Consider the following 26,239-nt stretch of genomic DNA (forward strand, 5'->3'; position numbering starts at 1 on the left):
TCGGACAAACTGGCCGAAGAAGGGTGGATCAAGCGAGATGATAGATCATTCACTCTGATTGTCTTGACGTTTGATCTGGTCATCCCTAGATTCGATCCGCCGTTCTGACCAAGGAGCGTCGGCCATGACATCGATCCCCTGCTCGCAGGAAGACCGCTCGCTCAGCCCGCACACCGGGCTGACCAGATCCCGCTGGGAGGCGGTCGCGGACGGGATGCTGACCGCCGTCCGACGCCACACGGGCCCCGGGCACGCACTGATCAACTTGCCCGGACCCCGTCCGAACATCTCGGGCTCACGCTCGGACGGGCTGGAAGGCTGTGCCCGCACCTTCCTGCCGGCCGCCTTCCGCGTCGCCCAGCGCCGCGGGCGAGGACCTCGCCGTACTGCTGCCCCGGTAGGCCGAAGGCATCGTCACCGGCACCCGTACCCCCGCCGCCGAGCGCGAGCTGACCGATCGGGACCCGCTCTCCTGGCCGATGATCGGCCATGGTCGAGGCCACCTCGATTGCCCTGGCGCTGCGCCTCACCCGCCCCTGGCTCTGCGCCTCACCCGCCCCTGGCTCTGGGACCGGCTCGACGACCGGGCCCGCGACCAGGTCCGCAGCTGGCCGGCCGGCACCCTGCTGCACACCCCGGTCGGCAACAACTGGTGGCTCTTCCCCTTCACCGTCGGCGGATTCCTGATCGAGGCCGACATGAGTTGAGGAATGAAACCATATTTCCTCCGGTCACCCGCCGACCTGATCCCACCTCCATCCCCGTCGACATCCAGGGCTGATACCCGCAGATGCTCGACGTGCTGCGAGCTGCGCCTGTTGGGCCCAGGGACGGCCGTCGCGTGTGAACGCAGAGGCGCCCCCACCGGAACCCGCGCTCATTCCCCGGACAATGCCCGGGACCTCGTCGGCCCGATCCACCCGAGCGCACACGTCCGACCAGGCGCCCGTGATCGCGGCGCACGCCGGACGGGCGCTGCCCCGCGCGGACAGACCAACCGCCCGACCCGAACCAAACTCGCGTCCGAGGAGAACCACATGCGTACCAGAACCACCCACAGGCGATGGCTCCGCGCGGGAGCAGCCATCGGCTCCGCCGGTGTGGCCGCCCTGACCACCCTGACCGCGGCCGCTCCGCAGGCCCTGGCCGCCGGCGCACCGGCGACCGCCACGCCGATCCAGCACGTGGTGGTGATCTTCCAGGAGAACGTCTCCTTCGACCACTACTTCGGCACCTACCCGAACGCGGCCAACACGGCTGACGACAAGGTGAAGTTCACCGCCAAGCCGGGCACCCCGCAGGTGGACGGCCTGACTCCCGACCTGCTGCAGCACAACCCGAACAAGGCCAACCCCAAGCGGCTCGGCCCGGCCCAGGCGGTCACCTGCGACCAGGGCCACGAGTACAAGGACGAGCAACTCGCCTTCGACGGCGGCAAGATGGACCAGTTCATCGAGCACACGGACCGCGAGAACTGCACCAAGCCGATGTACAGCGAACCCGGCCTGGTGATGGACTACTACGACGGCAACACCGTCACCGCCCTGTGGAACTACGCCCAGCGCTTCGCGATGAGCGACAACTCCTTCGGCACCACCTTCGGCCCCTCCACCCCGGGCGCGCTCAACCTGATATCCGGCCAGACCCACGGCGGCTACGCGGTCGACCCCAAGACCGGCAAGAAGACCACCGACCCCAAGGTCGTCTCCTCCGCCGACGCCAACGGCATCGGTACGGTCATCGAGGACCCGGACCCGGCCTTCGACGACTGCGCCAACACCTCGAACCACGCGGCGATGACAGGCAGGAACATCGGCGACCTGCTGACCGAGAAGAAGGTCAGCTGGGGCTGGTTCCAGGGCGGGTTCCGGCCCACCACGGCCGCCACGGACACGACCCCGGCGGTCTGCGCCACCGCGCACGCCAACGTCGTCGGCGCCTCGCGCAGCGACTACAACGCGCACCACGAGCCTTTCGAGTACTACCGGTCGACGGCCAACCCGCACCACCTGGCGCCCAAGTCGGTGGACGAGATCGGCCACGACGGCCAGGCCAACCACCAGTACGACCTGGGTGACTTCGATGCCGCGCTGAACAACGGCACGCTGCCAGCCGTCAGCTACCTGAAGGCCGCCAACTACCAGGACGGCCACGCAGGCTACTCCGACCCGCTGGACGAGCAGAAGTTCGTCGTCGACACCGTCAACAAGCTGCAGCAGTCCAAGGACTGGGCCTCCACCGCCGTCGTCATCGCCTACGACGACTCGGACGGCTGGTACGACCACAAGTTCGCCGCCCCGGTCAACGGTTCCCAGGACGCCGCCAACGACGTGCTGAACGGCGCCGGGCAGTGCGGCAACAACGCGGCCTGGGGCGGCTACGCGGACCGCTGCGGCTACGGCCCGCGCTTGCCGCTGCTGGTCCTGTCTCCCTACGCCAAGTCCAACTTCGTGGACCACACCCTGACCGACCAGTCCTCGATCCTGCGCTTCGTAGAGGACAACTGGAAGACGGGTCGGATCGGTGACGCCTCATTCGACGAGCACGCCGGCTCCATCGAGTCCATGTTCGACTTCAAGAGCCCGCTGAGCGCCACGCTGCTCCTCGACCCGGCCACCGGCCAGGCCACCCAGGCTGCAGCCACCAGCACCCCCACGGCGGCCGGTGCTTCGGCCACCGCGTCGGCCAGTGCCAGCGCCTCCACCCAGCCGGGCGCCGGCGCCGCGCTGGCCTCCACAGGTAGCAACACGGTTCCGGTCGCGGTGGGCGCGGCCGTGCTGTGCGCCGTCGGCGCCGGGGTCGTCCACACCGTGCGCCGCAAGGGCCGTCGCCGAGCCTGAGCGGCACTGACCCCAGCCTGCCCCGGCGGGGACGCTGATCCTGACGGCGTCCCACCACCTGTGCGAAACGGCCGTGCCCGGCAAGGGTACGGCCGTTTCGACATGGTCGGCGGTGCCGCGTGACGGGGACGACCGAGGACACGGTGCCCGCCGGCTCCTCGGTGACGGCCGTCAGGTCCCGCACCCCCGCGGCCTCGGGCGCCCCCAGCTCGGTGAAGATCCGCATTGACCGCGTCAGGTGTGCGGGGGCCGCCTCCGGTTACTGACAACAGCTCTTCGGGGTGGTGGAGCCCGGACACCCTCGCGCTGTCTCCGCAGCTATCCCTTGGATCAATCATCCAGGCGAGCGGCAACGTGCCGGAGCCCCTGGACCGCGCTGCCCGTCATCGGCCGCGTCGCGTCCAGGGGCTCCCACGCTTTGCGCGGCGCCGTTCACCCCTTGCGCAGCGCGAGGAAGCGGCGGCCGTGCGAGGTCCAGCGCTCCGCCTCGACGAGGCCCGCGGTGCGGGCCCGTCGCAGGGTGGCGGCCGTGCCGAGACGGGCCCAGGGGAACGGCGGGCCGAGGCGGCCGTCCGGGCCTTCCACCCGGACGACGGCGCGTTCGTCCACCTCCTCCGGCTCCACCTCCACCAGCAACAGCCCGTTCGGTGCGATGAGTTCGGCGCCTCGGAGGAGGAGGGCGTCGGGGTCGCCGCCGATGCCGAGGTTGCCGTCGGCGAGCAGCGCGGCGCCCCAGCGGCCCTCGGCGGGCAGGCGGTCGAAGACCGATCGGCACAGCGCCGGACCGCCGAGGTGCCGGGTCCGCGCCACGGCGGCGCCGGTGATGTCGACACCGAGCGCCGGGACGCCGAGGGCCAGCAGGGCGGCGACCAGGCGGCCCGGCCCGCAGCCGAGGTCCACCACCGGCGCGTTGAGCCGCAGGCAGCGCCGCAGCAGGCTGTGGTCGCTCGCGGCGGCGGGCGCGCACCAGCGTTCGACGTCGAGGGGGATGCGAGCCCCGTCCTCCCGGCGCAGCCACAGCGGGCCGTGCCCGGCGCGGACGGCCTCGGCGAACGGATCGTCCACCCACGCGGTGGCCGGGGCGGTCATCCGGCCGCCTCCGGTGCGGTGTCGATCGAGCGCAGGTGCGCGGCGAACGTGGTCCGCGGCGCCTGGGCGGCGACCCGGCGCGCGTCGAGGATGGTGTCCACGTCGGTGGCCAGGTCGAGGTGGTGGACCGTCAGTCCGGCGGCGGCGAGGCGGTCGAGCAGGGCACGCCCGGTGCCGGGCGTGGACATCGGTACGCCCAGCAGGAGCCGCCGGGCGAGCCGTTCGGTGGGGTTGGCCAGCCCGAGGGCCCAGAACCCGCCGTCCGCCGCGGGCCCGTACCAGGCGTCCACGCCCGGGCGGCGGGCGGCCGACAGCGGCTCGGCCAGGGCGGCCGCGTCCACCTGCGGGGTGTCCATGCCGACCAGCAGGGCGGGTGCCCGCGGGGCCACCCGGGCGGCGTGCACGAAGGCGGCGGCCAGGCGGTCGTCGAGCCCGCCCGCGCACTGCGGCACCACCTCCCAGCCGGGTGGCAGCCACCGTCCCGGTTCGCCGTCCAGCACCAGCAGCCGCCGCCCGGCGGGCACCCGGCTCAGGGCGGCGAGGGTGTCCTCGAGCGCGGCCGCCGCCAGTGTCGCCGCCTGTTCGGGGGTGCAGGGAGGGGTGAGGCGGGTCTTCACCCGCCCGGGCACCGGGGACTTCGCGATGACCAGCAGGGTGGGCGGCGGCGCGGCCAGGACGGCCCGCATGTCCCGTACGGCCTGCCGGGTGCCGCGCAGCGTCCCCGTCACCTTGGAGCGCCCGGTGCGAGGGAGGTAGTCGACGGAGGTCTCGGCGATCCGCATCCCGGCCGCCGAGGCGGCGAGCACCATCTCCAGGGGATAGCCGGAGCGGCGGTCTCCCAGCCCGAGCGCGAGCAGCCGCTCGCGGCGCGCGGCGCGCATCGGCCCCAGGTCGTGCAGCGGCGCGCCGGTACGGGCGCGCAGGCGGCGGGCCAGCAGGGCGTTGGCGAGCCGGGCGTGGGCCGGCCACGCGCCGGCCCCCGCGGGGCGGCGCCGGCCGAGCACGAGGTCCGCCGCGCCCGCCGCGACCGGTTCGGCGACCCGCGGCAGTTGGGCCGGGTCGAGCGAGCCGTCGCAGTCCATGAAGCAGACCAGCTCGGCGGTCGCGGCGAGGAGTCCGGCGTGGCAGGCGGCACCGAAACCGCGCCGGCTCTCCTCGACGACGGTGGCGCCCAGGGAGCGGGCCAGTTCCGCGGAGCCGTCCCGCGAACCGTTGTCCACGACGATCGCCCGCCAACCGGCGGGGACGCGTCCGAGCACCCAGGGGAGGGCCTCGGCCTCATCGAGGCAGGGCAGAACGACATCAGCGACGAAGGGTGGGATCACGTCGGTCACGCTAACCGCGGCCGGGCCGGTGGCAGCCGAACCGCGCCCTTACGGAAGTGCGACGTCCGGGCACCGGTGGCCCGTTCGGGGGATCTTACGGAACCAGGACGTCGGACCCGGCGTGGCGCCCGGTGCCCGCCGGGGCTCGTATCCTCGGCGGGGTGAACGAGAGCCCCGCCACTCCAGGACCGCCGTGCCCCGGCCGCATTCTGGTGATCGACGACGATCCGACGGTCGCCGAGGTCGTCGCCGGCTACCTCACCAGGGCGGGCCACCGGGTGGACCGCGCCGCCGACGGCGACGGGGGCCTTGCCCTGGCCCGGGCCCATCGCCCGGACCTGCTGGTCCTGGACCTCATGCTCCCCGGCATCGACGGCCTGGAGATCCTGCGCAGGTTGCGCGCCTCCGAGGACGGGGCCGGGCTGCCGGTCGTCATGCTCACGGCCAAGGGTGACGAGGCCGACCGCATCCTCGGCCTGGAACTGGGTGCGGACGACTACGTCACCAAGCCCTTCAGCCCGCGCGAACTCGTCCTGCGGGTCCAGTCCGTACTGCGCCGCTCCCGGGCCGCCGCTCCCGCGTCCGCCGCCGGCGGCCCGGTGGTCTCCGGAGACATCGCGCTCGACCCGCAGGCCCGCCGTGCCTACCGCCGTGGGCGTGAACTGCTGCTCACCCTGCGGGAGTTCGACCTCCTGGCGTTCCTCCTCCGGTACCCGCGGACGGTGTTCTCCCGCCGGGAGCTGATGGAACGCGTGTGGGGCTGGGACTTCGGGGACCTGTCCACCGTCACCGTCCATGTCCGCCGACTGCGCGAGAAGATCGAGGACGACCCGGCCGCGCCGGTCCTGATCACCACCGTCTGGGGTGTCGGATACCGCTACGACCCGGCCACCGGGCAGGAGAGCGGCTCGGAGACCGGGCAGCAGAGCGGCCCGGCAGCGGAGCGGGAAGGCGGCGGCGCGGCATGAAGGACCTGCTGCTGATCGCCCTGTTCGCCGCGCTGGGCGCCGGCGGGGCCGGCCTGCTCGGCTGGGCGGCCGTCCGGCTGCTGCGCCGGCGCTCGCTCGCGCTGACGCTGTTCTGCGTCGCCGCCGTCACCGTGCTGGCGGTCACCTCCGGCACCTTCGCCGTCGCCCAGGCGATGTTCCTGTCCCGGCACGACCTCGGGGTGGTGATAACGGTGCTGGCGATGGCCTCGGTGGTGTCACTGGCGACCGCCGCGCTGCTCGGCCGCCAGGTCGTGGCCGGGGGCAGGGCGCTGACCGCGGCCGCCCGGACGGTGGGCAGCGACACGGGGTTCACCGCCCCGGCGGCCCCGCTGGGCCTGGAGCTGGCCCAGCTCAGCGAGGAACTCGCCGCCACCAGCGCCCGCCTGGCCGAGTCCAGGGCCCGCGCGCAGGCCCTGGACGCCTCCCGCCGGGAGCTGATCGCCTGGATCTCGCACGACCTGCGCACCCCGCTGGGCGGGCTGCGCGCCATGGCCGAGGCGCTGGAGGACGGCATCGCGGAGCATCCACAGCGGTACCTCCAGCGGATGCGGACCGAGGTCGAGCGGCTGACCGGGATGGTGGACGATCTCTTCGAGCTCTCGCGCATCCAGGCGGGGGCACTGGCCCTGTCGCTGTCCCGGGTGTCCGTCTACGACCTCGTCGACGACGCGCTGGCCGGGGCCCACCCCCTGGCCCGCAAGCGCGGCGTCCGGCTGGAGGGCCGACAGGTCGCCGCCGAGCCCGTCGAGGTGGACAGCGGCGAGATCACCCGGGTGCTCGGCAACCTCCTCGTCAACGCGATCCGTTCGACCCCCGAGGACGGCGTGGTCGCGGTCTCCGCCCGCCGGGAGGCCGACGAGGTGGTGCTCTCGGTCACCGACGGCTGCGGCGGCATCCCGGAGCAGGACCTGCCCCGGGTGTTCGAAACGGGGTGGCGCGGCAGCGCCGCCCGCACGCCCCGGCCGGCCGACCAGGGGGATGCGGGCCGGCCGGGCGAGGGCGGTGGCAGCGGAGCCGGGCTCGGGCTCGCCATCGTCCGCGGCATCGTCGAGGCGCACGCCGGGCACGCCCGGGTCCGCAACGTCGCCGGGGGCTGCTGCTTCGAGATCGTCCTCCCCGCCGCGCGGAGCTGAGGTCACGCGCGCAGGGGCGCCGCGGTGTCGTCGCCACGGTCGCACAGCGGCCTGAGATCACGCGCGCAGGGGTGCCGCCGCGAACTCCGTCATTCCCTCGGTGAAGGGGATCCGGGCGCGCCAGTCGAGCTCCTCGCGCAGACGGGAGGAGTCCGCGGTGACGTGCCGGACGTCGCCGAGCCGGTACTCGCCGGTCACCACCGGGGCCGGACCGCCGTGAGCGGTGGCCAGCGCCCGGGCCATCTCCCCGATCGTGTGCACCTCGCCGCTGCCCACGTTGTAGGCCCGGGCGCCGCCCGGCGGCCGATCGCCGACCGCCTCGAGCGCGGCCAGGTTGGCGGTGGCGACGTCCTCGACGTGGACGAAGTCCCGGCGCTGGCCGCCGTCCTCGAACACCCGGGGCGCCCTGCCCCGGGCCAGGGCGGAGCGGAACAGCGAGGCCACCCCGGCGTACGGCGTGTCGCGCGGCATCCCCGGGCCGTAGACGTTGTGGTAGCGCAGCGTCAGCACTCGGCCGCCGCAGGCCCGGGCCCAGGCGCCCGCCAGGTGCTCCTGGGCCAGTTTGGTGGCCGCGTACACGTTGCGCGGATCGGTGGGCGCGTCCTCCGTCACCAGGCCGGGGTGCAGCTCGGCGCCGCACCTCGGGCAGGGCGGCTCGAACCGGCCGGCGTCCAACGCGTCCGGGCGGCGCGGACCGGGCGAGACGTCCCCGTGCGCGGGGCACCGGTAGCGGCCCTCGCCGTAGACCACCATCGACCCGGCGAGTACGAGCTTCCGCACCCCGTATCGCGCCATCTCGGCGAGCAGGACGGCGGTGCCCAGGTCGTTGCAGCCCGCGTAGGCGGGCGCGTCGTCCAGATCCAGCCCCAGGCCCACCATCGCGGCCTGGTGGCAGACCGCGTCCACCCCGGCCAGCGCCTGCCCGACGGCGACCGCGTCCCGCACGTCACCGTGCCGCGCTTCCACGCCGTCCGGCAGCACGGGCATCTCCCCGGAGGGGTGAACGGCGGGCAGCAGCGCGTCCAGCACCCGGACCTCGTGTCCTGCCGCCGCCAGGGCCTGTACGACCGCGGAACCGATGAACCCGGCACCGCCGGTGACCAGAATCCTCATGGCCGCAGACCCTACCGGCCGACGCCGGCACGACCCGGCCGAAAGGCGGGCGCCGCGTCACGGACGAAGCGTCAGATCCCGGGCGGGGCAAGCCCCGTACGCGATTGCCGTACGAACCGGCCGTCACACTTCCTTAAGCACCGCAATCCGCCGACGTGCGCGGCCCGCCGAGTAGCGTCCCGTACGGGCCGGTCGAAACCGCGCCCACGAGCATCCGACACGCGGACGAGGAGACGGTGGATGGGCAGCAGCGGACGGCCGCCGGCCCCGGACGGGCCGCAGCGCCCGAGGCCGGACGAGGAGCACACGCCGGGGCGCCTCGAGCGCGTCCGCGTCGCCGCGGCGACGCGGGCCACCAAGGGGGCGGCCGCGGGGGCCGCTCGGGCCCGGGCCCTCGTGCGGCGGGTCGAGCAGGCTCCTCCGCCCCCGGGGCCGTTCCGTTCCGGCTTCTGGCGCAGCCCGATCCGCGGCCCCTGGCTGACCTCGGTGTTCGGCCTGGTGCTGCTCATCGGCATCCCGGTCCTCTTCGTGACCGGCGCGCTGTCCTACGCCGCCTACAACCCCGGTCTCGGTGGACCCAACGACCAGACACCGGACAAGGGCCTGCTGGGCTTCTACCTCTTCGACTGGCCCACGCATCCCTCCTGGCTCTACCGGCTCACCCAGGGCGTGCACGTGACCCTCGGGGTGGTCCTGGTGCCGGTGGTGCTCGCGAAGCTGTGGTCGGTGATCCCGAAGCTGTTCGAGTGGCCGCCGGCCCGCAGCGTCGCCCATGTGCTGGAGCGGCTGTCGCTGCTGGCGCTGGTGGGCGGGGCCGTCTTCGAGTTCGTCACCGGGATCCTCAACATCCAGCTGTACTACGTCTTCCCGGGCTCCTTCTACACCCTGCACTTCTACGGCGCCTGGGTGTTCATCGCGGCCTTCGTCGTCCATGTGAGCCTCAAACTCGGCCGGATGACCCGCGCCCTGCGCTCCCGCAACCCGCTGACGGAGCTGCGCACCGGCCTCGCCGACACCCGGCCCGAGCCACCCGACCCCGGGGGCCTGGTCCCGGCCGCCCCCGCGGTGCCGAGCATCAGCCGGCGCGGCGCGCTCGCCCTGGTGGGCGGCGGCTCGCTGCTCCTCCTGGTGGTCACCGCAGGGCAGAGCATCGGCGGTCGGCTGCGGAGCACCGCCCTGCTCGCACCGCACAACCGCGCCCCGGGCAGCGGCCCGAACGGCTTCCAGATCAACAAGACCGCCGCGGCCGTCGGCGTCACCGCCGCGCACGTCGGCCCCGACTGGCGGCTGGAGCTCCACGGCGCCGGACCGGTGATCGTCCTCACCCACGCGGAGCTCCTCGCGATGCCCCAGTTCGCCGCCGCACTGCCGATCGCCTGTGTGGAGGGATGGTCCACCTCCGACCAGCAGTGGAGCGGCCTTCGGCTGGCCGACCTCGCCGCCCTGGCGGGCCTGCCCGACGCCGGGAGCGTTCTGGTGGAGTCCGTCCAACCACCCGGCCCCAACAGCTCGGTGATCCTGCGGGGCAACCAGATCCACGACGCCCGGTCGCTGCTCGCCCTGCACGTCAACGGCGCCGAACTCTCCCTCGACCACGGCTACCCGGCCCGCGTCATCGTCCCGGCCAACCCCGGTGTGAACAACACCAAGTGGGTGCACCGGCTCACCTTCAGGAGCTGACCGTGACGCGCCTCGTCCGCTGGTACGGTTCCAGCCCCCTCCACCTGCTCGTCCTGATCGCCTCGTTCGCCGTCACCGGCTACGCCCTGGTGCGCCTGTTCGCCGTCCGACCGCTCGAGGTCGCGATCTGGTTCGTCGGTGCGGCGGTCCTCCACGACCTGATCCTGCTGCCCCTGTACTCGCTCGCCGACCTGTCGACACAGGCCGTCCTGCGGCACCGCGCGACCCGCGTCCCGCAGGTGCCGTGGATCAACTACCTTCGCGTGCCCGCCTTCCTCGCCGGCGTGCTGCTGCTCGTCTGGTTCCCGCTCATCCTCGACCTGTCGGCCCCCTACCCCGATGCCGCAGGACTGCCCGAAGGCGTCTACCTCGGCCGGTGGCTGGCCATCACCGCCGTGCTCTTCGCCGCCTCCGCCCTGGCCTTCGCCGTCAAGCTCCGTCGCGTCAGGCGGGCCGCCCGCGCCACCGGGGAACGGCGGGCACCGGGCAGTTCATAGTTGGCCATACATCTTTCCGGAACTTCATCGACGGCCCCCTGATTCGACACCAGCCGTCCACCGGACGCCGGGAAGGTACCGGGCGGCCCGTGCTCCACCCTGTCGCGGGCCCCCGCCGGTCGCGGCCGCCCCACGGCCACGGCCCGTCCCCCGGAAGGACCGGTTCGGATGAACAGGCCCACCACCGCCCGCCGTCTCGCGGTCACCACGGCGAGCGCCGCGCTCCTGCTCGCAGCCACCTCGCCCGCTCTCGCCGGGCCCGTCGGCGCCGCGACCGCCGCGGTGCAGAGCGGCAACCTGATCGTCGACGGCGACGGCGAGTCGGTCGCCCAGTGCTCCTCCACCGGGCAGGACGGCATGACCGTGCCGGGCTGGCAGATCGCGAGCGGCGAGCCCAGCGTCGTCTGCTACGGCGCCCCCGGCGGCTACCCGAGCGTCAGTACCCCGGGCTCACCCACGCGCGGCAAGGCGTTCCTCACCGGCGGCGGCACGGGCAACTCCTCGCTCACCCAGACCGTCGACCTCTCCTCGGCCGCCGCCGCGATCGACACCGGCACCACCGGCTACAACCTGTCGGGCTGGCTGGGCGGTTACGCCTCCCAGAACGACCGGGTCGCGCTCACCGCCACCTTCCAGGGCGCCACCGGCACCACCCTCGGCAGCACCCAGATCGGCCCGGTCACCAACACCGACCGCGCCAACACCACCGAGCTCCTCCAGCGCACCGCCACCGGCACCCTCCCCGCCGGCACCCGCACCGTCAAGCTCACCCTGGCCTTCACCTGGGCGGCCGGCGGCGTCATCGACGGCTACGCCGACGACCTCTCCTTCACCGTCTCCACCGCCGTCCCCGCCCCGGTCCTGACCGCACCCGCCTCCAGCGTGCCCGGCTACGACCACGTCTTCGTCGTCATGATGGAGAACGCGAACTACGGCGACATCATCGGCAACAAGGCCAAGGCGCCCTACCTCAACCAGCTCGCCTCGGCCAACACCCTGCTCACCCAGTCCTACGGCATCACCCACCCCAGCGACCCCAACTACGTCGCCCTCGCCGCCGGCGGCCTCTACGGCCTCACCGACAACTCCATCCTCACCACCACCATCGACGCGCCCCACCTCGGCACCCGCGTCGAGGACGCCGGTAAGACCTGGAAGACGTACGTCGAGAACCAGAACGGCAACTGCGACACCGCCGGCCACGGCTCCTACTACCCCGACGACGTGCCCTTCTACTACTTCAAGGACATCAAGGCCGACCCGGCCCGCTGCGCCGCGCACTGGCAGCCGCTCGGCGCGATGACCACCGACCTCGCGTCCACCGCCACCACGCCGAACTTCGTCTGGTTCGCCGCCGACGGCTGCGACGACATGGAGGGCTGCGGCATCACCGCCGGCGACACCTGGCTCAGGAACACCCTGCCCACCATCTTCAACTCGCCGGCCTGGACCACCCAGCGCTCCCTGCTGATCGTCACCTTCGACGAGGACGCGGTGAAGGCGTTCGGCCCCGGCTACCCCAACCACATCCCCACCATCCTCATCGGCTCGCAGAACACCGTGAAGACCGGCTACCAGAGCAACGGCCGCGTCGACCACTACGGCATCCTGCGCACCGTCGACCAGGCCCTCGGCCTCAACCCGCTGACCAACAACGACCGTTACGCGGCCCCCGTCAACGACGCCTGGCGGTAGCCGCGCCGCCCGGCCCCGGCGCGTCACCCTGTGGCGAACGGGCCGAAACACCCGGTGGGCGGATGGCGTCGTCCGCGTCATCCGCCCACCGGCGTTGCGTCATTCGCCCACCGGCGTTGCGGCGCCGCCCGGCCGGCGACTGACGGCCGGGTTGGCCGTTGGCCGGACGGCGGGTGGGCCGCGGGGGTAGCGTGCGGTCATGCGGATGGCTGAACGCCTTTGGGCGGCAACGGTCCTGGGGCTCACCGGCCTGGCACTGGCCGGCTGCTCGGGCGGGAGTGCCCCGTCGGCGGGCCCGGCCACGGGCACGGGCACCGTCGAGGCCACCGCGGTGGCCGACGTCGAGGGTACCGAGTTCGGGTCCGCGCACATCCGGCAGATCGTCGAGTCGGTCTACGTGCCCGGCACGGCGGGGCTGCACGGCGGGGAGGTGCTCCGCCCCGGGCCGGGGAAGCCGCTGGCCCTGTCCCCGTGCCGGGTGGAGCAGCCGAAGTCCGGGGTGCGGGTCGACGACAGGGTCCGGATCGGGACCCCGACGGTGCCCGTGCCGGCGGCGCTCTACGAGTTGCGGGTCCCGGCGGAGTCGGACGGGCTGTGGGCGAGCGTGTACGTGCTCCCGCCCGGCGCGGACACCACCAAGGTGCTGGCGGACCTGCGGGCCGCGGGCCGGGGCTGCGGGCCGCGCACGGTGACGGCCGCGGACTCCTCCTCGCGGGCCTCCGCGCAGGTGGTGACCACCGCGTGGACCACCACCGGGACGGACGGCCCGGGGGTGGCCGTGGTCAGCGCGTCGGCGCTCGCCGCCGCCGGTGCCACGGCCCCTCCGAAGGGGCCGAACTGGACCATCGGGCCGAACGGGAAACTCGCCCCCGACGGCTCCCTGACGGCCTCCGCCACGCCCGGCCCGGGGTCCGTGGACTACGGCGAGGCGGTGTTCTACGGCACCAACGGCCGGATCCTGGTCGAGGTGGCCGTGGTCGGCCGCAACTACCCGCCGCCGGGCTCGGCGCCCGCCGTCGCGGCCGTCGAGGAGGCGTACCCGGCCGCGCAACGGGCCCTGAAGGAGCTGCTCGCCGGGTTCAAGGGCCTGGGGCACTGACCCGGGGGTCGGCCTGCGGGCGGTGCGGCAGGTTGACCACGACCAGCGCCAGGCCGGCCAGGGTGACGTTGCGGATCGCCGCGTCCAGGCCGTTCCAGCTCTTGGACTGCCACATCGCGAACCACTCGCCGCCGATGCCGATGAAGCCCGCGCCGAAGAGCAGCAGCACCAACAGCAGGCCGAGGGTGCTGAGCCGGCGGGCCAGGTGGGGGCGCATCCACCAGGCGAGGGTGGCGGCGGTGAGGGCCAGGGCGCTCAGCGCCTCCCAGGCGATGACGGCGAGGTAGGCCGCGTTCTGCAGGCCCGGGGAGGTGACGGCGCGCCACATCAGGTCCGGGTCGCGGAAGGTGGTGTCCATCGCGAGGACGTGCTGGACGAATTTCTGGTTGGTGCCGTAGTCGGTGACGTTCCCGAGGACCACGAGCAGCAGGTAGAGCGCGTTCACTCCGGTGAGGACGGCTGCGGCCGCCCTCGGCGAGCCTAGGGCGAGGAGGCGTTCGCGGGTGTTCGGCATGGTGAAGAGGTTAGCTGTGAAGGGGAGTCGGCAACTGGGGAAGGGCGGGCCGGGTCTGCTCGTAGGCGTGGCCGACCCGCAGCAGGGTGGCTTCGGCGAGGGGGCGGGCGAGGAGTTGCAGGCCGATGGGCAGGCCGTCGGGGTCCTGGCCGGCCGGGACGGTGAGGGCGGGCAGTCCGGTGATGTTGGCGGGGGCGTTGAGCCGGACGTAGGCGTCGGAGACGCTCTCCTCGGTGCCGTCCGGCCAGGTGAGGGCGGGCCGGTCGGCGGGGGCGGCGGTGACCGGGACGGTCGGGGCGGCGATCAGGTCGACGTCCTGGAGCAGGCTCTCCCAGGCGGCGCGGATCAGGGCGCGGGAGCGCTGGGCGCGCAGGTGGTCGCCGGCGCTCATCAGCTGGCCGGCTTCCAGCAGGATGCGGACGTCGTCCTGGTAGAGCTCGGGGGCGGTGCGCAGGGTGTGCTCGTGGTAGGCGGCGGCCTCGGGGACCATCAGGCCCCACTGGGTGGCCTGGAGGTAGCGGGTCATCGGGATGTCGACGTCGACGAGCCGGGCGCCGAGGGCTTCGAGCTGCCCGAGGGCGCGCCGGACGGCGCTCTCCACGTGCGGGTGGACGCGGTCGAAGTAGTGGGTGCGCGGCACGCCGACGCGCAGCCCGGTGAGGTCGGTTCCGGGACCGGGGCGGTAGTGCGGGGCGGCGGCGGGGGCGGGCAGCGAGGCGGGGTCGCGCGGGTCGGGTCCGGCCAGGACGGTCAGGACCAGGGCGGCGTCCTGGACGGTGCGGGTGATCGGGCCGACGTGGTCCAGCGACCAGGACAGCGGGGTGACGCCGTGTCGGGGGACGAGGCCGTAGGTGGGCTTGAGGCCGACGACCCCGTTGAGGGCGGCGGGCACCCGGATCGAGCCGCCGGTGTCGGTGCCCAGGGCGAAGGTGGCGGCGCCGGCGGCGACGGCGACGGCGGAACCGCCGCTGGAGCCGCCGGCGACCCGGTCCTGGTCCCAGGCGTTGCGGGTCTGCGGGGTGGTGAGGCCGAAGGCGAACTCGTGGGTGTGGGTTTTGCCGAGCAGGATCGCCCCGGCGGCGTCCAGGCGGGCGGCGACGGTGCTGTCGGCGTTCGCCCGGTGGCCGGTGCGGACCCGGGAACTGGCCGTGGTGGGGAGGCCGTTGACGTCGATCAGGTCCTTGAGGGCCATCGGGACGCCGTGGAGCGGGCCGCGGTGGCGGCCGTGCGCCACCTCGTGCTCGGCGTTGCGGGCGGCGAGGCGGGCCCGCTCGGCGGTGACGGTGACGTAGGCGCCCAGGTGGGGCTCGGTCCGCTCGATGCGCGCCAGGACGGAGTCGACCAGTTCGACGGGTGACAGCCGGCGGGCGCGGATCTCCTCCGCGGCGGCGGCGAGGGTCAGTTCATACGGCTGCATCGGGCTGCTCCTGCACGGCTCGGTAGGTGGTGGCGGGCGGGACGTCCGCGAAGTCCAGCTCGCGCAGGACCGAGACGACGCCGTGGATGTGCGCGGCGACGGCGGCGACCGCGGCGTGGCGTTCGGCGGGCAGGGTCAGGCCGGCGCGGGCGGCCCAGCGGGCCGTCTCCGTCGGGGTGGGTGCAGGGGTGGGTGCGGTGTCGGGCACGGGGGTGCTCCTTCTCGGGTTCTCCGGCGACGCGAGCGGACGCGAGGGGACGGGAGGCGACGGCGGTCAGGCCCCGGCGGTGGTGGGCTGCTGGGTGCCCGGTTCGGCGAGCAGCCGGTAGCGGCCGTCCTCGCGGCGGACGGTGCCGGCGGTGGGGTGCGGGAAGTGGGTGCCCAGGAGCAGCGCGTCGGTGTCGGCCAGGCCGTCGAGCAGGCCGGCACGGGTGCGGACGGCCTGGGCGGAGTCGGCGTCGACGCAGCTGTGCACGTGGGGGTGGGACAGCTGGACGGGGTGGTGGATGCTGTCGCCGGTGATCACGGCCCGGCGGTCGCTGCCGCACAGTTCGACGGCGACCTGGCCCGGGGTGTGGCCGGGGGCGGGGACCAGTCGGACGCCGGGAGCCACCTCGTGCCCCTGCTCGGGGACGGCGACGGTGTCGTACAGCCCGGCGTCGCGCACGGGGTGGACGGAGTCGCGGAACATCTGGGTGCGGGCCTCGTCCAGGTCGACGGCGGCCCAGTGGTCCCATTCGGTGCGGCTGGTGAGGTAGCGGGCGTTGGGGAAGGCGGGGACCCAGTCCCGTCCGTCCAGGCGGGTGTTCCAGCCGACGTGGTCGGTGTGCAGGTGGGTGGTGATCACCAGGTCGACGGACTCGGGCGGGAAGCCGGCCGCCGCCAGGCGCGCCATGAAGTCGGTGTCCAGGCCGTTCCAGGCCGGGTTGGCGCGCGGCTTGGCGTTGCCGATGCCGGTGTCCACGAGGATCCGCAGTCCGCCGGCCTCCACCGCGAAGCTGTGGCTGGCCAGGCGCGGGACCTCGGCGTCGGCGAAGTCGGGGCGCAGCCACGGCGCCTGGTCGAGGACCTCCTTGGTGGCGTCCGGGAGCAGCCAGGGGCCGGTCCGGCGGGGCAGTTCGATCTCGTCGACGCGGTGGACGGCGATGTCGCCGAGGTGCCAGGTCGCGGTGGTGGCGGGGGCGGCCGGGCGGGGGGTGGCGGTGCTCATCGGAGGATCCTTTCGGCGGTACGGGCCGGTGCGGGTCGACCAGCCGGGCACCTCGAGTCTTAAAGCGAACGCTTTGCGTTAAGTACTCTAGGCAGTCGGGCACCCGTAACGCAAACGCTTTGCTTTTAGGCTCCCGGGGTGGACCACGGGGGCGGCACGGTACCGCCCAGCGCCGCCGCGACCAGGTGGTCGGTGTAGGCCCGGGACAGCTCCGAGGAGCGGAACAGGATCCGGTACACCAGCGGGGCGACCAGGGTGTCCAAAAGGGTCTCCACGTCCGGCACCGCCTCCCCCCGCCCGGCCGCGCGCACCCCGACGGCCTTCAACTGCTCGGCGGCGTAGTCGGAGCAGCGCGCCGCGTTGCCCTGCTCGGGGTCGCCCAGCAGGGCGTCGCGCAGGTAGGTGCGCCCTGCCGTGGAGTCCATCTCCTCGGCGAACTGCTCGGCCCACGCCTCGAGGTCCGCCCGCAGGCTGCCGTGGTCGGCCGGCGGAGCGTCCGGGCGCAGCCGCTCCACGGCCACGTCCGACAGCAGCTCCCGCAGGTCCCCCCAGCGCCGGTACACGGTCGAGGGCGTCACCCCCGCGCGGGCGGCGATCATCGGCACGGTGAGCACCTCCCGCCCCACCTCCGCCTCCAGTTCGCGGACGGCCTGGTGCACGGACTGCTGGACGCGGGCGCTGCGCCCGCCGGGGCGTGTGGCGGCTCGGGGAGTCATGCCGCCAGCTTAACGCGAAGGATTTGCGTACGGCCGGACGCGCGGCTTGCCGAGCCGGCGGGACGTAGGAGTGCCGGGAGGCCGCCGCACGACCGCCGGGAGGCTGCGGGAGCCGTCAGCCGCGGCGCGGGGTGGCGCGCCTGGGCAGGCGGCCGGCGCCGAGGGAGGCGCCGAGAAGGGGGCGCAGCGCCGGGCGGCCGGGTGGGTGTTCCAGCCGCCACTGAGCGGCGATGGTGGCGAGGGCGAGGGTGGCCTCGACGGTGGCGAAGGTGTCGCCGATGCACTTTGGAGCCTCGCCGACGGGAACCTCGCCGACGATCTGCAAGGCGCTCAGCGTGGACGGCGGGTCGGGTCAAGGTCGGTTGCGTTTGAAGCAGGTGTTCCACACATGGCGACCTTGAGCCAACGCGGAGAGCTGGCGAAACTCGAGCGAGCCTCCACTGCGAGTGCGCGTGGCGGGGCTCGGGCTACCAGAGGCTCGCGGGTCGTCCGGGGAGATCGAGTCGGCGAGGAGTGCGCGAGTGTCGGTGAGCTCGCACAGCCGAACCACTTGCCGACTGGCGGCTCGGACCCGCAGGCGCCGACCCGCCGCCATGGCATGTTGTCGTGCCCTCAACAGGGCGTTCAAGCCGCCGCAGTCGCAGAACGTGACGGCGCTGAGGTCGACCTCGACCGTCGTGCCGTGCTCGGTGACGGCGTTCTCCAGTGCCCGTTCGACGCGGTCCGCATTGCAGTGGTCGATCTCGCCGGCGACGGTGACCGTGACCACGTGGGGAGGAGTGAGCCGGACGGTGATGACGAGCTCTGAGTCGAGGATCGCCGTGGGCACCGTGTTGGCCGACACGGAGAGGTGTGGCCTGAAGCTGTGCGGGGCGCGGCGGTGTGACATGGCCGTTCTCCCTCCCGCCGAGACGGATCTTCAACCAGATCATCTGACTGGCCCAATGACCTGTCAATAGATACGCGAATAAAATTGCGCCCATTGAAAAGCGCGAATTACTTTTCGTATGATGGAGGCATGGAAGCGAAGCCTGACACTCGGACCAAGTGGACGTTCCTGACCAGCCACGCCCGTGTGCTGCACCTGCTCGCCCGCGACCCGGGGATGCGGCTGCGCGATGTCGCCGAAGCCTGTCAGCTGACCGAACGCGCGGTGCAGGCCATCGTCGCCGACTTGGAGACCGGGGGTTATCTGAAGCGGTCTCGTGAAGGACGACGCAACCGCTACGAGATCGCGTCCGAGGGCATGCTTCGCCATCCTGCCGAGGCGCGCCACACCATCGGCGCCCTGCTCGCCCTACTCACGGAGGAGCCCGACCCCGACAACCTCGATCCCTCCGCCGAACCGGCCGGCACCGACGAGGGTGGAACACGGAGCGTGAACGAACCATGACCTCAGGGGCAGACTTCGCACCACCACCCACGGCCTCGGCGCGGTCGGCCGAACTTCCGGTGATCGACCACCCGCTCGCCGTGAGCACCGACGACGCGCGCGAGCTGTCCAGGGCGCTGCTGCGGCGCCTGCGGCAGCTGGAGCAGGGCAGCGCGGCGCACTCCTACGTGCGGGGCACGCTGATCGAGCTCAACGTGTCGCTGGTCAGGTTCGCGGCCCGCCGCTTCCGCGGGAGCCATGAGTCGATGGACGACATCGTGCAGGCCGGGACCGTAGGTCTGATCAAGGCCATCGACCGGTTCGACCCGGATCGAGGCGTGGAGTTCGCGACGTTCGCCCTGCCGACCGTCATCGGCGAGATCCGGCGGTTCTTCCGCGACACCACCTGGCCGGTCCACGTCCCCCGGCGCCTGCAGGAAGCGCGACTCACGGTCGCCAGAGGCTGCGACGAGCTGGAGCAGGAGCTGGGGCGGGCACCCACCGTGGGCGAACTCTCCGAACGCCTCTCGCTGGCGCCGACCGAAGTGGCCGAGGCGATTGAGGCGGCGCAGGCGCGGACCACGCTGTCACTGGATGCGCCCTTCTCGGACGGCGCCACCGAGGGGGCACTTGAAGGCCGTCTGGGTTCCTGCGATCCGGCACTGGCAACTGTGGAGGACGTACAGTCCCTCAAGCCGCTGATCGCCGCGCTCCCGGAGCGCGAGCGCAGGATCCTTGCTCTGCGGTTCACCGAGGGCCTCACCCAGGCCGAGATCGGGCACCGGCTCGGCATCTCCCAGATGCAGGTCTCCCGCCTACTCGCCCGTTGCCTCGAAGACCTGCGGGCCGGCCTCACCGGAGAGGACAGCACCGACGACAGCGAACCGCCGCCGATCACTCCAACCGGGTGCCCAGCTCGCCGGCCGCCCGGCGGAGGTAAGCCCGCCGTACCCAGAGCCGACCCCGTCCGCTCACACCGACCACCCCGGGCCGACGCAGCTGCTGGCCGTCGCGGCCCGGAAGCTACTGGTCGCGCTGCTGACGACGATGCCCATCTCACGCTCCTGAGCCCGCGGTCCATCGACCGGGCGGGCGAGCAACGGCTGACCGCGCCGCGCTGCGTGACCGCCGAGGACGTGTGTGCGGCCCGGACTCGGGGACCGCCCGCCCGAAGGAGCAGGACCTCGGGCACGGCCAGGCCGCCGACCGCCGGCCGCATGTCGAGCATGACCTCGGCGGACTGTGGTCACGCCTCGAGCCGGCAGGAGGAGCTGCCGGCTCGGAAGCAGCACGCCCACGGCCAGGCTCGCCAGCAGGAGGACCCCTGGCACCAGTGTCATCGGCCACGGCAGGCGTCTACCGGGGTCGCGGATCTCCGGCTCCTCGCCCTCCCCGCTGGTCTCCGGCCTGCCGGGACGTTCACGCGGGGTCGGTCCCGCTCCGGCGAAGACCCGCAGTGCGGCCCGCAGCCCGGCGCTCCGCGGCGCCTACCGCCCAGTTGAGCCGTGTCAGTGCTCGGTCGCGTCCTTGACCTTCTCGCCGGCCTGCTTCAGGTCGCTCTTGACCTGTGTGCCCTTGCCCTTCGCTTCCATGGTCCTGTCGCCCGTGACCTTGCCGGCGGCCTCCTTCACCTTGCCCTTGGCCTTGTCCGCCGCGTTGCGCAACTTGTCCTCGGTGCCCATCACAACCACCTTCCGTCCGTCCGTCCGGCGGGGGCCGTTCCCGCCTCGCGGCTGCGCCTGCCCTGTCCGCGCCGTTCCAACTCCCGATTTGCGCGGGACTGCAGGTCAGTGGTGCAGGGCGGGCAGGACCAGCTCGCGGTAGGCATCGAAGAAGACCTCCTGGTCGGGGCCGACCTGGCCGACGTACACCTCGTCGAAGCCGGCTCGTGCGTAGGCGCGCACCGTCTCCACGTGCTCCTCCACCTCGTCGCCGCAGGTGACGGCGTCCGCGACCATGTCGCGGGTGACCAGCTCACTGGCCTGCTCGAAATGCGCCGGGGTCGGCAGGAGCTGGGCGAGCTCACCGGGTAGCAGCTCGGTCGGCCACAGCCTGTGCACCACGTCGACGGCCTTGTCCCGGTTGCTGCTCCAGCACACCTTCACTCCTCCCACCACGGGCTTGCCCGCACCTGCGCCGTCGCGGAACGCGCCCACCAGGTCAGCGTCCGGGCTCATGGTCACGAACCCGTCGCCGATGCGGCCGGCCAGCTCGGCGGCCTTCGCCCCGAAACCCGACACGAGAATCGGCAACGGACCGTCAGGCACGGTGTAGAGGCGGGCGTTGTCGACGGTGTAGTGCCGGCCGCGGTGGCTGATCTGCCGACCGGTGAACAGCTCCCGCATCACCTCGACCGCCTCCTGCAGCATCTCGGCGCGAACCTCGAAGGAGGGCCACCGGTCGCCGTGGATGTGCTCGTTCAGGGCTTCCCCGGTGCCGACGCCCAGGGCGAACCGGCCACCGAGAAGGACGCTGGAGGTGGCGGCGGCCTGCGCGGTGACCGCCGGGTGCAGCCGCACGGTCGGACAGGTCACCAGCGTGGTGACCGGCAGGGCGACGGCCTGTGACAGCGCACCGATCATCGACCACACGAACGCGCTGTTGCCCTGCGCGTCGTTCCACGGATGAAAGTGATCGGAGATCGCCAACCTGGTGAACCCGGCCTGCTGCGCCCGCCGGGCCTGCTCGATCAGCTCGGCCGGGGTGAACTCCTCACACGACAGGAAGTAGCCGTACTCGGTCATCGGATCCCGCTCCTTTCCAGGCAGGTCGCCCCCCTTCCTCCACAGGGGCGGGTACCCCGGACGGCGCCGGAGCACCACGGTAGGCCGAAGCTCCCCGCAGCCTGGCGTTAGCCCTCGGTCCGCCGGGGCACACGCACGAGCGGACGCCACAACGCGAGCGATGAAGGAGCAGCTATGAGCATGGTGCAGGAATCCGTCGAGGTGGCGGTGCCACTGCACACCGCCTACAACCAGTGGACGCAGTTCGAGGACTTCCCCCGCTTCATGGAAGGCGTCGAGGAGGTCACCCAGCTCGACGAGCGGCACAACCACTGGAAGTCCAGCGTCGCCGGGGTGACCCGGGAGTTCGACACCGAGATCGTCGATCAGCTGCCCGATGAGAAGATCGCCTGGCGCACCGTCGGCGGTGACGTTCAGCAGATGGGTGTGGTGACGTTCGAGCGCTTGGATGACCAGCACACCACCGTTCGCCTGGCTATGGACTTCACACCCGAAGGCGCGGCCGAGAAGGCTGCGGACGTCATGGGAGTGGTGGACCGACGCGTCAAGGGCGACCTGCGACGCTTCAAGTCATTCATCGAGGGCCAGGGCACGGAAAGCGGAGGTTGGCGGGGACGGATCACGCCCGCCTGACCCCGGCACTCGCACCGAAGAGCTTGGGAGCGCTGCCGGGGTAGGAACGGTGTCCTGCCAGGTGCGTCGTGCGCTGATCGGGGTCGACCAGGAGGAACTCCTCCTCCACGCCGAAGCGCAGTGCTCCGGTGGTACGGGGCATCGCTACCTCCGTGTTCTGACGTTGGCGCTGGTGCGTGGGTTGCCGAGCGCCGTCAGGGCGCGTGTTTCCGCCCACCTGGAAGGCAAACGGCCGGCCCGGGCACAGCGGGTTCTTCGACATCGTGTCGGGTGAGGCCCGGTCCCGCCGGCGAGAGGCGGGGAGTGTCACCCTTCGGCCTGATTCCGCCGCGCGGTGCGGCGGTGGCTGGTGTCGCAGAACGGGTAGTGGCGGCTGCGGCGGCAGGTGCAGAGCGCGACGACCGGGCGGTCGCTGCGGATGCTCCGGCCGTCGGGGAGAACGATCTCCACCGGCCCGTCCACGAGAATCGGGCCGCTGCCCGTCAGCCGCAGGCGAGGTGGCGGGGGTTCAGCGCGGTCGGGCACCGCGGATCACCACCAGCGTCTCCTCGCGCTCGCCCGGGGCGACCAGTCCGCGCTCCTCGAACCAGGGCGCCCGGCCCGTCATGACGGGCCCGAACGGCTGGGTGCGGGCGGCAACCACGCTGGTGGCGAGTCCGGCGCGGTGGAGAGCGGTGATGGTGGCGGCCGGCGCCGCCAGGGAGGACTGGACGATCAGCAGCACTCCGCCCGGTGCGAGCAGCCGGGGTGTCTGGTGGCAGAGCCGGTCCAGCAGAAGGCGCCCGTCCGGGCCCGCGTCCCAGGCCCGGCCGATCCCGTGCTGTGGTGGGCGGTCCCGGCGGGTGGGCACGTAGGGCGGGTTGGAGACGATGAAGTCGAAACGCCTACCGGCCACCGGCGCGGTCAGGTCGCCTTGGCGCAGCCGGACCCGCAGGCGGCGCAGGTGGGCGTTGACCCAGGTGGTTGCCAGGGCGAGGCGGGACAGGTCGACGGCGGTGACTGTGGCGCCCAGTTCCGCGCCGGCCAGTGCGACGGCCCCGCTTCCGGTTCCGAGGTCGAGCAGCCGGGCGCCGGTGGTGCCGGGCTCGCGGCGCAGCGCTTCGATGAGTAGGGCGGTGTCTCCCTGGGCGGGGTACACACCGGGTGGTCTCAGCAGCAACATGCAACGCTTGTGCCCCGTTTGCTCGGTTCAACCGTGCCGCCGGCGGCGCTTCTCGGCACGACGGAGCACCAGCCCGGGCAGCACCAGCCAGCAGAGCGCGAACCAGGTGACGACCGCCGCGGTGAGCGCCCAGGCTGCCGGTGGGTCGGCGCTGGCCGTGCGCAGCAGGAGCAGCAGCGCGCCCGCGATGGTCAGTGCCAGCAGTACCAGGCCGGTGCTGATCAGGTGGCCCGCCACCTTGACGAGCTCGGGTTTCATGCCGCGGCCGGCCAGCAGCCGATGGAAGGCCACCGGGGCGACCAGTGTGCCGGTGGCGACGGCGCCCAGGACCACGGTGGCGAGGTAGAGATCCTTGTCGAAGGAGGCCAGCGCGGCGAAGCGCGGGGTGAAGGCGACGCTGATCAGGAACCCGAACAGGATCTGCGCGCCGGTCTGGCAGACTCGCACCTCCTGGAGCATCTCGTTCCACAGCCGATCCGCCCGCTCTTCGGGTGTCTCGTCGCGTGGTCGTGCGGAGTCCTTGGCCCCGGTCACCGCCCGCTCCCTTCGCCCGCCGGGTGTCCGGCCTGGATGTCCGCGACGTCCTGGTAGGAGAGGACATCGGTGGGCTCGTGGGCGCCCGGGCGGCGGCCGGCGCTCTGCGGGTCGAGCAGGAAGCCGACGTGGTCGCCGCCGTCCGTGCGGGCGTGGACGCGCCCGGTGAACCAGGCGGGGGCGTCGGTGAGGATCGGCACTCCGCCGGGGCCCGGTGTCCATGCGACGGAGGCGAACTTGTCCGTGCGGTCGCCGCTGTGTCCGCCGAACAGCTCGGCCAGCTCGTGGCGGCGCGGCAGCAGGTGGACGGCCAGCAGGTCGCTGGCGGCCGCCACCCGGTAGGTGCGGTTGGCCTTGGAGAGCCAGACGACGAAGCGCGGCGGCGTGATCGAGCACTGGCCGGCGAAGCCGACCAGGCATCCGGCCCGCCGGCCCTCCGACGCTGCCGTGACCACGTACACCGGGTAGTCGAGCAGTTCGGTGAAGGAGTCGAAGGCATTCATCGCGGCCCGCCTCCCGGGGCGTCGGCCAGCGGTCTGCGCAGCGAGCTGCGGTCGTCGTGCCAGGCGCGCAGCAGGTGGTCGCTCAGCCTGGCCTCCACCGCGCCGGTGGCCGCGATGCCGAAGGCGACGTCGGCGGCCAGGCTCGGATCCGCTTCGGTGAGGGGCTCGATGACCGTATGCCGGACCAGCTGCTCGTGGACGGCGTCGGCCAGGACGTGCTCGCGGTAGAACAGGGTGCCGGTTGGCGAGGCGCCCAGTTTCTCCAGTGCCCGGGCCAGGCGGGCGGCCCCGGGCGGGGAGGTGATCTCCACGGCGGCGAACTGGCCGACCAGCGCGCCGCGCAGGGCACGGTGCAGTCCGAAGAGCGACATCAGGTTGACCACCGCGAGGGCGGGAGCGGGGACGGCGTCGAGGTAGTGCCCGTAGCCGGGGTCGAGGTCGAGGTCCGCCATCATCTCGGCGAAGAGCGTCGCGTGGGCCCGCTCCGGCCGGCCGCCGCCGTACTCGTCGTACTGGACGGTGACCAGGGCCGCCTTGGCGGGGTGGGGCAGGCGCGGCACCACCCACATCTGGGGATCGGCCTCCTTGAGGTGGTAGAGCGAGCGGTGCACCAGGTACTCGCGGGCCTGCCAGCGGTGCCCGTGCTCCAGCAGGTGGTGCGAGGGGCCGGTGCCCTCGGCGGGTTCCGCCGCCAGCAGGCCGGCCAGGGCTTCGCGCAGTGGCGGCGGGCTGCCGGCCTCGTGGCGCACAGCGGCGAGGAAGGCGTGTTCCAGTTCGGCCCTTACCGCCAGCAGGGCCGGGTGCCACTCCCAGCCGGGATCGGCCTCGGCGAAGCCCTGGTAGTGCAGCTCGTAGCAGGCGTAGAGGGCGAGTTGGAGGTCCTCCCCCCACGGGCCCGCGGCCTGGGGCGCGGCGATGCGTGTCGCCGGCTCTGGCGGGGTGCGCAGGGCCTCGAAGAGCGCGGCGCAGACCGGTCCTCGGGGCGCGGGCAGTGGCGGGGGCGCGCCCTGGTCGGCGCGTGTTCGGGCGGCGGAGGCGGCTGAGGTCACTGTCGCTCGCCTCCGCCCGCCGGGTGCAGTTCCAGCGCGCAGCACTTCGGGCCGCCGCCCGCCTTGAGCAGCTCGGGCAGGTCGAGCGGCAGGGGCTTGAACCCCTCGGCGTGCAACCGGGCCGTGAGCGCCCGGGCAGCCTCGGGAAGGATGACGTGCAGGCCGTCGCTGACGGCGTTCAGGCCCAGCGCGACGGCGTCCGCGTCGGTGGCGAGGATCGCCCGCGGAAAGAGCAAGTGGAGAACGTGGTTGCTCTGCGCCGAGAACGCGGGCGGGTAGTACATGATCTGGTCCTCGCTCAGTACGGCCAGCGCGGTGTCCAAGTGGTAGAATCGCGGGTCGGTCAAGGCCAGGCTCACCACCGGCCGGCCCAGTACCTGCTCGGCCTCGCGGTGGGCGGCCGCACTGGTCCGGGGCCCGGAGCCGGCCAGGATCCGGGCGCCGACCGGCAGGAAGTCGCCCTGGCCCTCACTCGGCAGGCCGGCACGTGTCGGCCGGTAGCCCGCGCGGCTGAACCATGCCTGATGGAAGCCGGACTCCGGAGCCCGCTGCGGATGCCTGAACCGCGCGATCAGCGCCCGCCCGCCCACCACCGCGGCCCCGTTCGCGGTGAACACCATGTCGGGCAGCCGCGGTCGCGGCGCAAGCGTCTCCACCCGGTGGCCCAGTTCGCGCAGGGTGGCGCAGAGCGCACCCCACTGGCGGAGCGCCGCGACAGCGTCGACCGGCCGGGACGGGTCCATCCAGGGGTTGATGGAGTACTCCACCGCGAAGTAGGTCGGCGGGCAGAGCAGGTAACGGCGACGGACAGCGGTACGGGTCGGCGTGGTCGTGGTCATCGGCTGCTCCAGACGATCGGATCCCCCAACGGCGGCTGCCCGCCCAGCGGCACGGGAAACGAATAGCCCGTAGGCGCCTACGTTTC

Annotated in this window: 30 protein-coding genes and 2 pseudogenes; 12 read left to right on the plus strand and 20 right to left on the minus strand. The window is 73.0% G+C overall.

The features are described from left to right. Nucleotides 1-214: 214 nt before the first annotated feature. The 3 genes and pseudogenes from IH61_RS48820 to IH61_RS0125775 form a co-directional block, all read left to right on the plus strand. A pseudogene (locus tag IH61_RS48820) lies at nucleotides 215-319 on the plus strand (hypothetical protein); the annotation flags it as partial. A 160-nt stretch (nucleotides 320-479) separates the two neighbouring features. After that, on the plus strand, nucleotides 480-707 hold the full coding sequence (locus IH61_RS48825) for a DUF2264 domain-containing protein (RefSeq protein WP_031073894.1): 228 nt from the start codon (nucleotides 480-482) through the stop codon (nucleotides 705-707). A gap of 330 nt (nucleotides 708-1,037) precedes the next feature. Next, complete coding sequence (locus tag IH61_RS0125775) at nucleotides 1,038-2,840, plus strand: phospholipase C (protein ID WP_031073895.1); 1,803 nt, start codon at nucleotides 1,038-1,040, stop codon at nucleotides 2,838-2,840. A 432-nt stretch (nucleotides 2,841-3,272) separates the two neighbouring features. Here IH61_RS0125775 and IH61_RS0125785 read toward each other — a convergent pair whose 3' ends face one another. The 3 genes and pseudogenes from IH61_RS0125785 to IH61_RS47855 form a co-directional block, all read right to left on the minus strand. Next, the gene (locus IH61_RS0125785; RefSeq protein ID WP_037973352.1) at nucleotides 3,273-3,929 is read right to left on the minus strand and encodes a class I SAM-dependent methyltransferase; all 657 of its coding nucleotides are present in this window, start codon (nucleotides 3,927-3,929) and stop codon (nucleotides 3,273-3,275) included. Further along, the gene (locus IH61_RS47850) at nucleotides 3,926-4,558 is read right to left on the minus strand and encodes a TIGR04282 family arsenosugar biosynthesis glycosyltransferase (protein ID WP_420714001.1); all 633 of its coding nucleotides are present in this window, start codon (nucleotides 4,556-4,558) and stop codon (nucleotides 3,926-3,928) included. Before IH61_RS47850 ends, IH61_RS0125785 begins: the two co-directional genes overlap by 4 nt. Beyond that, a pseudogene (locus IH61_RS47855) lies at nucleotides 4,553-5,263 on the minus strand (glycosyltransferase family 2 protein); the annotation flags it as partial. The gene IH61_RS47850 and the pseudogene IH61_RS47855, both read right to left, overlap by 6 nt. A gap of 152 nt (nucleotides 5,264-5,415) precedes the next feature. Between IH61_RS47855 and IH61_RS0125795 the strand changes: the two are divergent. Together IH61_RS0125795 and IH61_RS0125800 are read left to right on the plus strand one after the other, a co-directional pair. After that, nucleotides 5,416-6,222 carry a response regulator transcription factor gene (locus tag IH61_RS0125795; protein ID WP_199823382.1) on the plus strand — a complete coding sequence of 269 codons (807 nt, stop codon included), beginning with the start codon at nucleotides 5,416-5,418 and terminating at the stop codon, nucleotides 6,220-6,222. Beyond that, nucleotides 6,219-7,376, plus strand: coding sequence for a sensor histidine kinase (locus IH61_RS0125800; RefSeq protein ID WP_031073907.1), 1,158 nt, complete (start codon nucleotides 6,219-6,221; stop codon nucleotides 7,374-7,376). The genes IH61_RS0125795 and IH61_RS0125800 overlap by 4 nt, the downstream gene beginning before the upstream one ends. Before the next feature lie 57 nt (nucleotides 7,377-7,433). Here IH61_RS0125800 and IH61_RS0125805 read toward each other — a convergent pair whose 3' ends face one another. After that, nucleotides 7,434-8,489: an NAD-dependent epimerase/dehydratase family protein gene (locus IH61_RS0125805; protein ID WP_031073908.1), complete on the minus strand. Its 1,056-nt coding sequence runs from the start codon at nucleotides 8,487-8,489 to the stop codon at nucleotides 7,434-7,436. A 240-nt stretch (nucleotides 8,490-8,729) separates the two neighbouring features. On the opposite strand from IH61_RS0125805, the gene IH61_RS0125810 reads away from it, so the two are divergent. From IH61_RS0125810 to IH61_RS0125825, 4 genes are all read left to right on the plus strand, one after another. Next, on the plus strand, nucleotides 8,730-10,169 hold the full coding sequence (locus IH61_RS0125810; protein WP_078911399.1) for a molybdopterin-dependent oxidoreductase: 1,440 nt from the start codon (nucleotides 8,730-8,732) through the stop codon (nucleotides 10,167-10,169). Between the two features lie 2 nt (nucleotides 10,170-10,171). Beyond that, on the plus strand, nucleotides 10,172-10,666 hold the full coding sequence (locus IH61_RS0125815) for a hypothetical protein (protein ID WP_037973353.1): 495 nt from the start codon (nucleotides 10,172-10,174) through the stop codon (nucleotides 10,664-10,666). A 168-nt stretch (nucleotides 10,667-10,834) separates the two neighbouring features. After that, complete coding sequence (locus IH61_RS0125820; RefSeq protein WP_031073913.1) at nucleotides 10,835-12,361, plus strand: alkaline phosphatase family protein; 1,527 nt, start codon at nucleotides 10,835-10,837, stop codon at nucleotides 12,359-12,361. A 205-nt stretch (nucleotides 12,362-12,566) separates the two neighbouring features. After that, a complete protein-coding gene (locus IH61_RS0125825; protein ID WP_158845288.1) occupies nucleotides 12,567-13,460 on the plus strand; it encodes a hypothetical protein in 894 nt (297 codons plus the stop codon). Here the strand turns inward: IH61_RS0125825 and IH61_RS0125830 are convergent. The 7 genes from IH61_RS0125830 to IH61_RS43190 form a co-directional block, all read right to left on the minus strand. Further along, nucleotides 13,441-13,974 carry a DUF2165 domain-containing protein gene (locus IH61_RS0125830; protein WP_031073917.1) on the minus strand — a complete coding sequence of 178 codons (534 nt, stop codon included), beginning with the start codon at nucleotides 13,972-13,974 and terminating at the stop codon, nucleotides 13,441-13,443. The two genes, IH61_RS0125825 and IH61_RS0125830, sit on opposite strands and share 20 nt — an antisense overlap. A 10-nt stretch (nucleotides 13,975-13,984) precedes the next feature. After that, a complete protein-coding gene (locus IH61_RS0125835; RefSeq protein ID WP_031073925.1) occupies nucleotides 13,985-15,391 on the minus strand; it encodes an Asp-tRNA(Asn)/Glu-tRNA(Gln) amidotransferase GatCAB subunit A in 1,407 nt (468 codons plus the stop codon). Next, entirely contained in the window at nucleotides 15,378-15,599 is a 222-nt protein-coding gene (locus tag IH61_RS0125840; protein WP_031073927.1) for a hypothetical protein, read from the minus strand. Before IH61_RS0125840 ends, IH61_RS0125835 begins: the two co-directional genes overlap by 14 nt. Before the next feature lie 66 nt (nucleotides 15,600-15,665). Continuing rightward, nucleotides 15,666-16,601 (minus strand): MBL fold metallo-hydrolase, encoded by a 936-nt coding sequence (locus tag IH61_RS0125845; RefSeq protein WP_051837970.1) that lies wholly within the window; start codon nucleotides 16,599-16,601, stop codon nucleotides 15,666-15,668. Between the two features lie 125 nt (nucleotides 16,602-16,726). Continuing rightward, nucleotides 16,727-17,317 (minus strand): TetR/AcrR family transcriptional regulator, encoded by a 591-nt coding sequence (locus tag IH61_RS41405; protein WP_031073930.1) that lies wholly within the window; start codon nucleotides 17,315-17,317, stop codon nucleotides 16,727-16,729. A gap of 115 nt (nucleotides 17,318-17,432) precedes the next feature. Next, nucleotides 17,433-17,642: a hypothetical protein gene (locus tag IH61_RS0125855; RefSeq protein ID WP_031073933.1), complete on the minus strand. Its 210-nt coding sequence runs from the start codon at nucleotides 17,640-17,642 to the stop codon at nucleotides 17,433-17,435. A gap of 27 nt (nucleotides 17,643-17,669) precedes the next feature. Then, nucleotides 17,670-18,206 carry an STAS domain-containing protein gene (locus tag IH61_RS43190; RefSeq protein ID WP_051837972.1) on the minus strand — a complete coding sequence of 179 codons (537 nt, stop codon included), beginning with the start codon at nucleotides 18,204-18,206 and terminating at the stop codon, nucleotides 17,670-17,672. Nucleotides 18,207-18,335: 129 nt separating this feature from the next. Between IH61_RS43190 and IH61_RS0125865 the strand changes: the two genes are divergently transcribed. Both IH61_RS0125865 and IH61_RS50370 read left to right on the plus strand, forming a co-directional pair. Beyond that, the gene (locus IH61_RS0125865) at nucleotides 18,336-18,710 is read left to right on the plus strand and encodes a helix-turn-helix transcriptional regulator (RefSeq protein WP_078911400.1); all 375 of its coding nucleotides are present in this window, start codon (nucleotides 18,336-18,338) and stop codon (nucleotides 18,708-18,710) included. An 80-nt stretch (nucleotides 18,711-18,790) separates the two neighbouring features. After that, a complete protein-coding gene (locus tag IH61_RS50370) occupies nucleotides 18,791-20,191 on the plus strand; it encodes a SigB/SigF/SigG family RNA polymerase sigma factor (RefSeq protein ID WP_420714000.1) in 1,401 nt (466 codons plus the stop codon). A 6-nt stretch (nucleotides 20,192-20,197) separates the two neighbouring features. On the opposite strand, the gene IH61_RS44830 is transcribed toward IH61_RS50370, so the two are convergent. Both IH61_RS44830 and IH61_RS0125880 read right to left on the minus strand, forming a co-directional pair. Further along, a complete protein-coding gene (locus IH61_RS44830; protein WP_031073941.1) occupies nucleotides 20,198-20,371 on the minus strand; it encodes a CsbD family protein in 174 nt (57 codons plus the stop codon). Nucleotides 20,372-20,476: 105 nt separating this feature from the next. Further along, entirely contained in the window at nucleotides 20,477-21,433 is a 957-nt protein-coding gene (locus IH61_RS0125880; protein WP_031073942.1) for a TIGR03557 family F420-dependent LLM class oxidoreductase, read from the minus strand. 174 nt (nucleotides 21,434-21,607) lie between these two features. Here IH61_RS0125880 and IH61_RS0125885 point away from each other — a divergent pair, with 174 nt between their 5' ends. Further along, on the plus strand, nucleotides 21,608-22,066 hold the full coding sequence (locus IH61_RS0125885; RefSeq protein ID WP_031073945.1) for an SRPBCC family protein: 459 nt from the start codon (nucleotides 21,608-21,610) through the stop codon (nucleotides 22,064-22,066). On the opposite strand, the gene IH61_RS47150 is transcribed toward IH61_RS0125885, so the two are convergent. The 7 genes from IH61_RS47150 to ddaH all read right to left on the minus strand — a co-directional run bounded on the left by IH61_RS47150 (nucleotide 22,053) and on the right by ddaH (nucleotide 26,153). Further along, complete coding sequence (locus IH61_RS47150; RefSeq protein WP_158845291.1) at nucleotides 22,053-22,208, minus strand: hypothetical protein; 156 nt, start codon at nucleotides 22,206-22,208, stop codon at nucleotides 22,053-22,055. The two genes, IH61_RS0125885 and IH61_RS47150, sit on opposite strands and share 14 nt — an antisense overlap. 164 nt (nucleotides 22,209-22,372) lie before the next feature. After that, the gene (locus tag IH61_RS0125895) at nucleotides 22,373-22,591 is read right to left on the minus strand and encodes a CDGSH iron-sulfur domain-containing protein (protein WP_037973354.1); all 219 of its coding nucleotides are present in this window, start codon (nucleotides 22,589-22,591) and stop codon (nucleotides 22,373-22,375) included. After that, nucleotides 22,575-23,228: a HemK2/MTQ2 family protein methyltransferase gene (locus IH61_RS0125900; protein WP_031073950.1), complete on the minus strand. Its 654-nt coding sequence runs from the start codon at nucleotides 23,226-23,228 to the stop codon at nucleotides 22,575-22,577. The genes IH61_RS0125895 and IH61_RS0125900 overlap by 17 nt, the downstream gene beginning before the upstream one ends. Nucleotides 23,229-23,255: 27 nt before the next feature. Beyond that, on the minus strand, nucleotides 23,256-23,762 hold the full coding sequence (locus tag IH61_RS0125905) for a DUF6328 family protein (protein WP_031073952.1): 507 nt from the start codon (nucleotides 23,760-23,762) through the stop codon (nucleotides 23,256-23,258). After that, nucleotides 23,759-24,265, minus strand: coding sequence for a flavin reductase family protein (locus IH61_RS41410; protein ID WP_037973355.1), 507 nt, complete (start codon nucleotides 24,263-24,265; stop codon nucleotides 23,759-23,761). The genes IH61_RS0125905 and IH61_RS41410 overlap by 4 nt, the downstream gene beginning before the upstream one ends. Beyond that, entirely contained in the window at nucleotides 24,262-25,314 is a 1,053-nt protein-coding gene (locus tag IH61_RS0125915; RefSeq protein ID WP_031073955.1) for an iron-containing redox enzyme family protein, read from the minus strand. The genes IH61_RS41410 and IH61_RS0125915 overlap by 4 nt, the downstream gene beginning before the upstream one ends. Beyond that, a complete protein-coding gene (ddaH, locus tag IH61_RS0125920; RefSeq protein ID WP_031073958.1) occupies nucleotides 25,311-26,153 on the minus strand; it encodes a dimethylargininase in 843 nt (280 codons plus the stop codon). Before ddaH ends, IH61_RS0125915 begins: the two co-directional genes overlap by 4 nt. Between the last annotated feature and the right edge of the window lie 86 nt (nucleotides 26,154-26,239).

Origin of the sequence: Streptomyces sp. NRRL WC-3742, assembly GCF_000720635.1 — a bacterium.
Lineage (GTDB): Bacteria > Actinomycetota > Actinomycetes > Streptomycetales > Streptomycetaceae > Kitasatospora.

Coding starts and splice junctions, on each gene's coding strand:
- IH61_RS48825 (WP_031073894.1), top strand. CDS start 480: ATGATCGGCCATGGTCGAGGCCACCTCGATTGCCCTGGCGCTGCGCCT.
- IH61_RS0125775 (WP_031073895.1), top strand. CDS start 1,038: ATGCGTACCAGAACCACCCACAGGCGATGGCTCCGCGCGGGAGCAGCC.
- IH61_RS0125785 (WP_037973352.1), bottom strand. CDS start 3,929: ATGACCGCCCCGGCCACCGCGTGGGTGGACGATCCGTTCGCCGAGGCC.
- IH61_RS0125800 (WP_031073907.1), top strand. CDS start 6,219: ATGAAGGACCTGCTGCTGATCGCCCTGTTCGCCGCGCTGGGCGCCGGC.
- IH61_RS0125805 (WP_031073908.1), bottom strand. CDS start 8,489: ATGAGGATTCTGGTCACCGGCGGTGCCGGGTTCATCGGTTCCGCGGTC.
- IH61_RS0125810 (WP_078911399.1), top strand. CDS start 8,730: ATGGGCAGCAGCGGACGGCCGCCGGCCCCGGACGGGCCGCAGCGCCCG.
- IH61_RS0125820 (WP_031073913.1), top strand. CDS start 10,835: ATGAACAGGCCCACCACCGCCCGCCGTCTCGCGGTCACCACGGCGAGC.
- IH61_RS0125825 (WP_158845288.1), top strand. CDS start 12,567: ATGGCTGAACGCCTTTGGGCGGCAACGGTCCTGGGGCTCACCGGCCTG.
- IH61_RS0125830 (WP_031073917.1), bottom strand. CDS start 13,974: ATGCCGAACACCCGCGAACGCCTCCTCGCCCTAGGCTCGCCGAGGGCG.
- IH61_RS0125835 (WP_031073925.1), bottom strand. CDS start 15,391: ATGCAGCCGTATGAACTGACCCTCGCCGCCGCCGCGGAGGAGATCCGC.
- IH61_RS0125845 (WP_051837970.1), bottom strand. CDS start 16,601: ATGAGCACCGCCACCCCCCGCCCGGCCGCCCCCGCCACCACCGCGACC.
- IH61_RS41405 (WP_031073930.1), bottom strand. CDS start 17,317: ATGACTCCCCGAGCCGCCACACGCCCCGGCGGGCGCAGCGCCCGCGTC.
- IH61_RS43190 (WP_051837972.1), bottom strand. CDS start 18,206: ATGTCACACCGCCGCGCCCCGCACAGCTTCAGGCCACACCTCTCCGTG.
- IH61_RS0125865 (WP_078911400.1), top strand. CDS start 18,336: ATGGAAGCGAAGCCTGACACTCGGACCAAGTGGACGTTCCTGACCAGC.
- IH61_RS44830 (WP_031073941.1), bottom strand. CDS start 20,371: ATGGGCACCGAGGACAAGTTGCGCAACGCGGCGGACAAGGCCAAGGGC.
- IH61_RS0125880 (WP_031073942.1), bottom strand. CDS start 21,433: ATGACCGAGTACGGCTACTTCCTGTCGTGTGAGGAGTTCACCCCGGCC.
- IH61_RS0125885 (WP_031073945.1), top strand. CDS start 21,608: ATGAGCATGGTGCAGGAATCCGTCGAGGTGGCGGTGCCACTGCACACC.
- IH61_RS47150 (WP_158845291.1), bottom strand. CDS start 22,208: ATGCCCCGTACCACCGGAGCACTGCGCTTCGGCGTGGAGGAGGAGTTC.
- IH61_RS0125900 (WP_031073950.1), bottom strand. CDS start 23,228: ATGTTGCTGCTGAGACCACCCGGTGTGTACCCCGCCCAGGGAGACACC.
- IH61_RS41410 (WP_037973355.1), bottom strand. CDS start 24,265: ATGAATGCCTTCGACTCCTTCACCGAACTGCTCGACTACCCGGTGTAC.
- ddaH (WP_031073958.1), bottom strand. CDS start 26,153: ATGACCACGACCACGCCGACCCGTACCGCTGTCCGTCGCCGTTACCTG.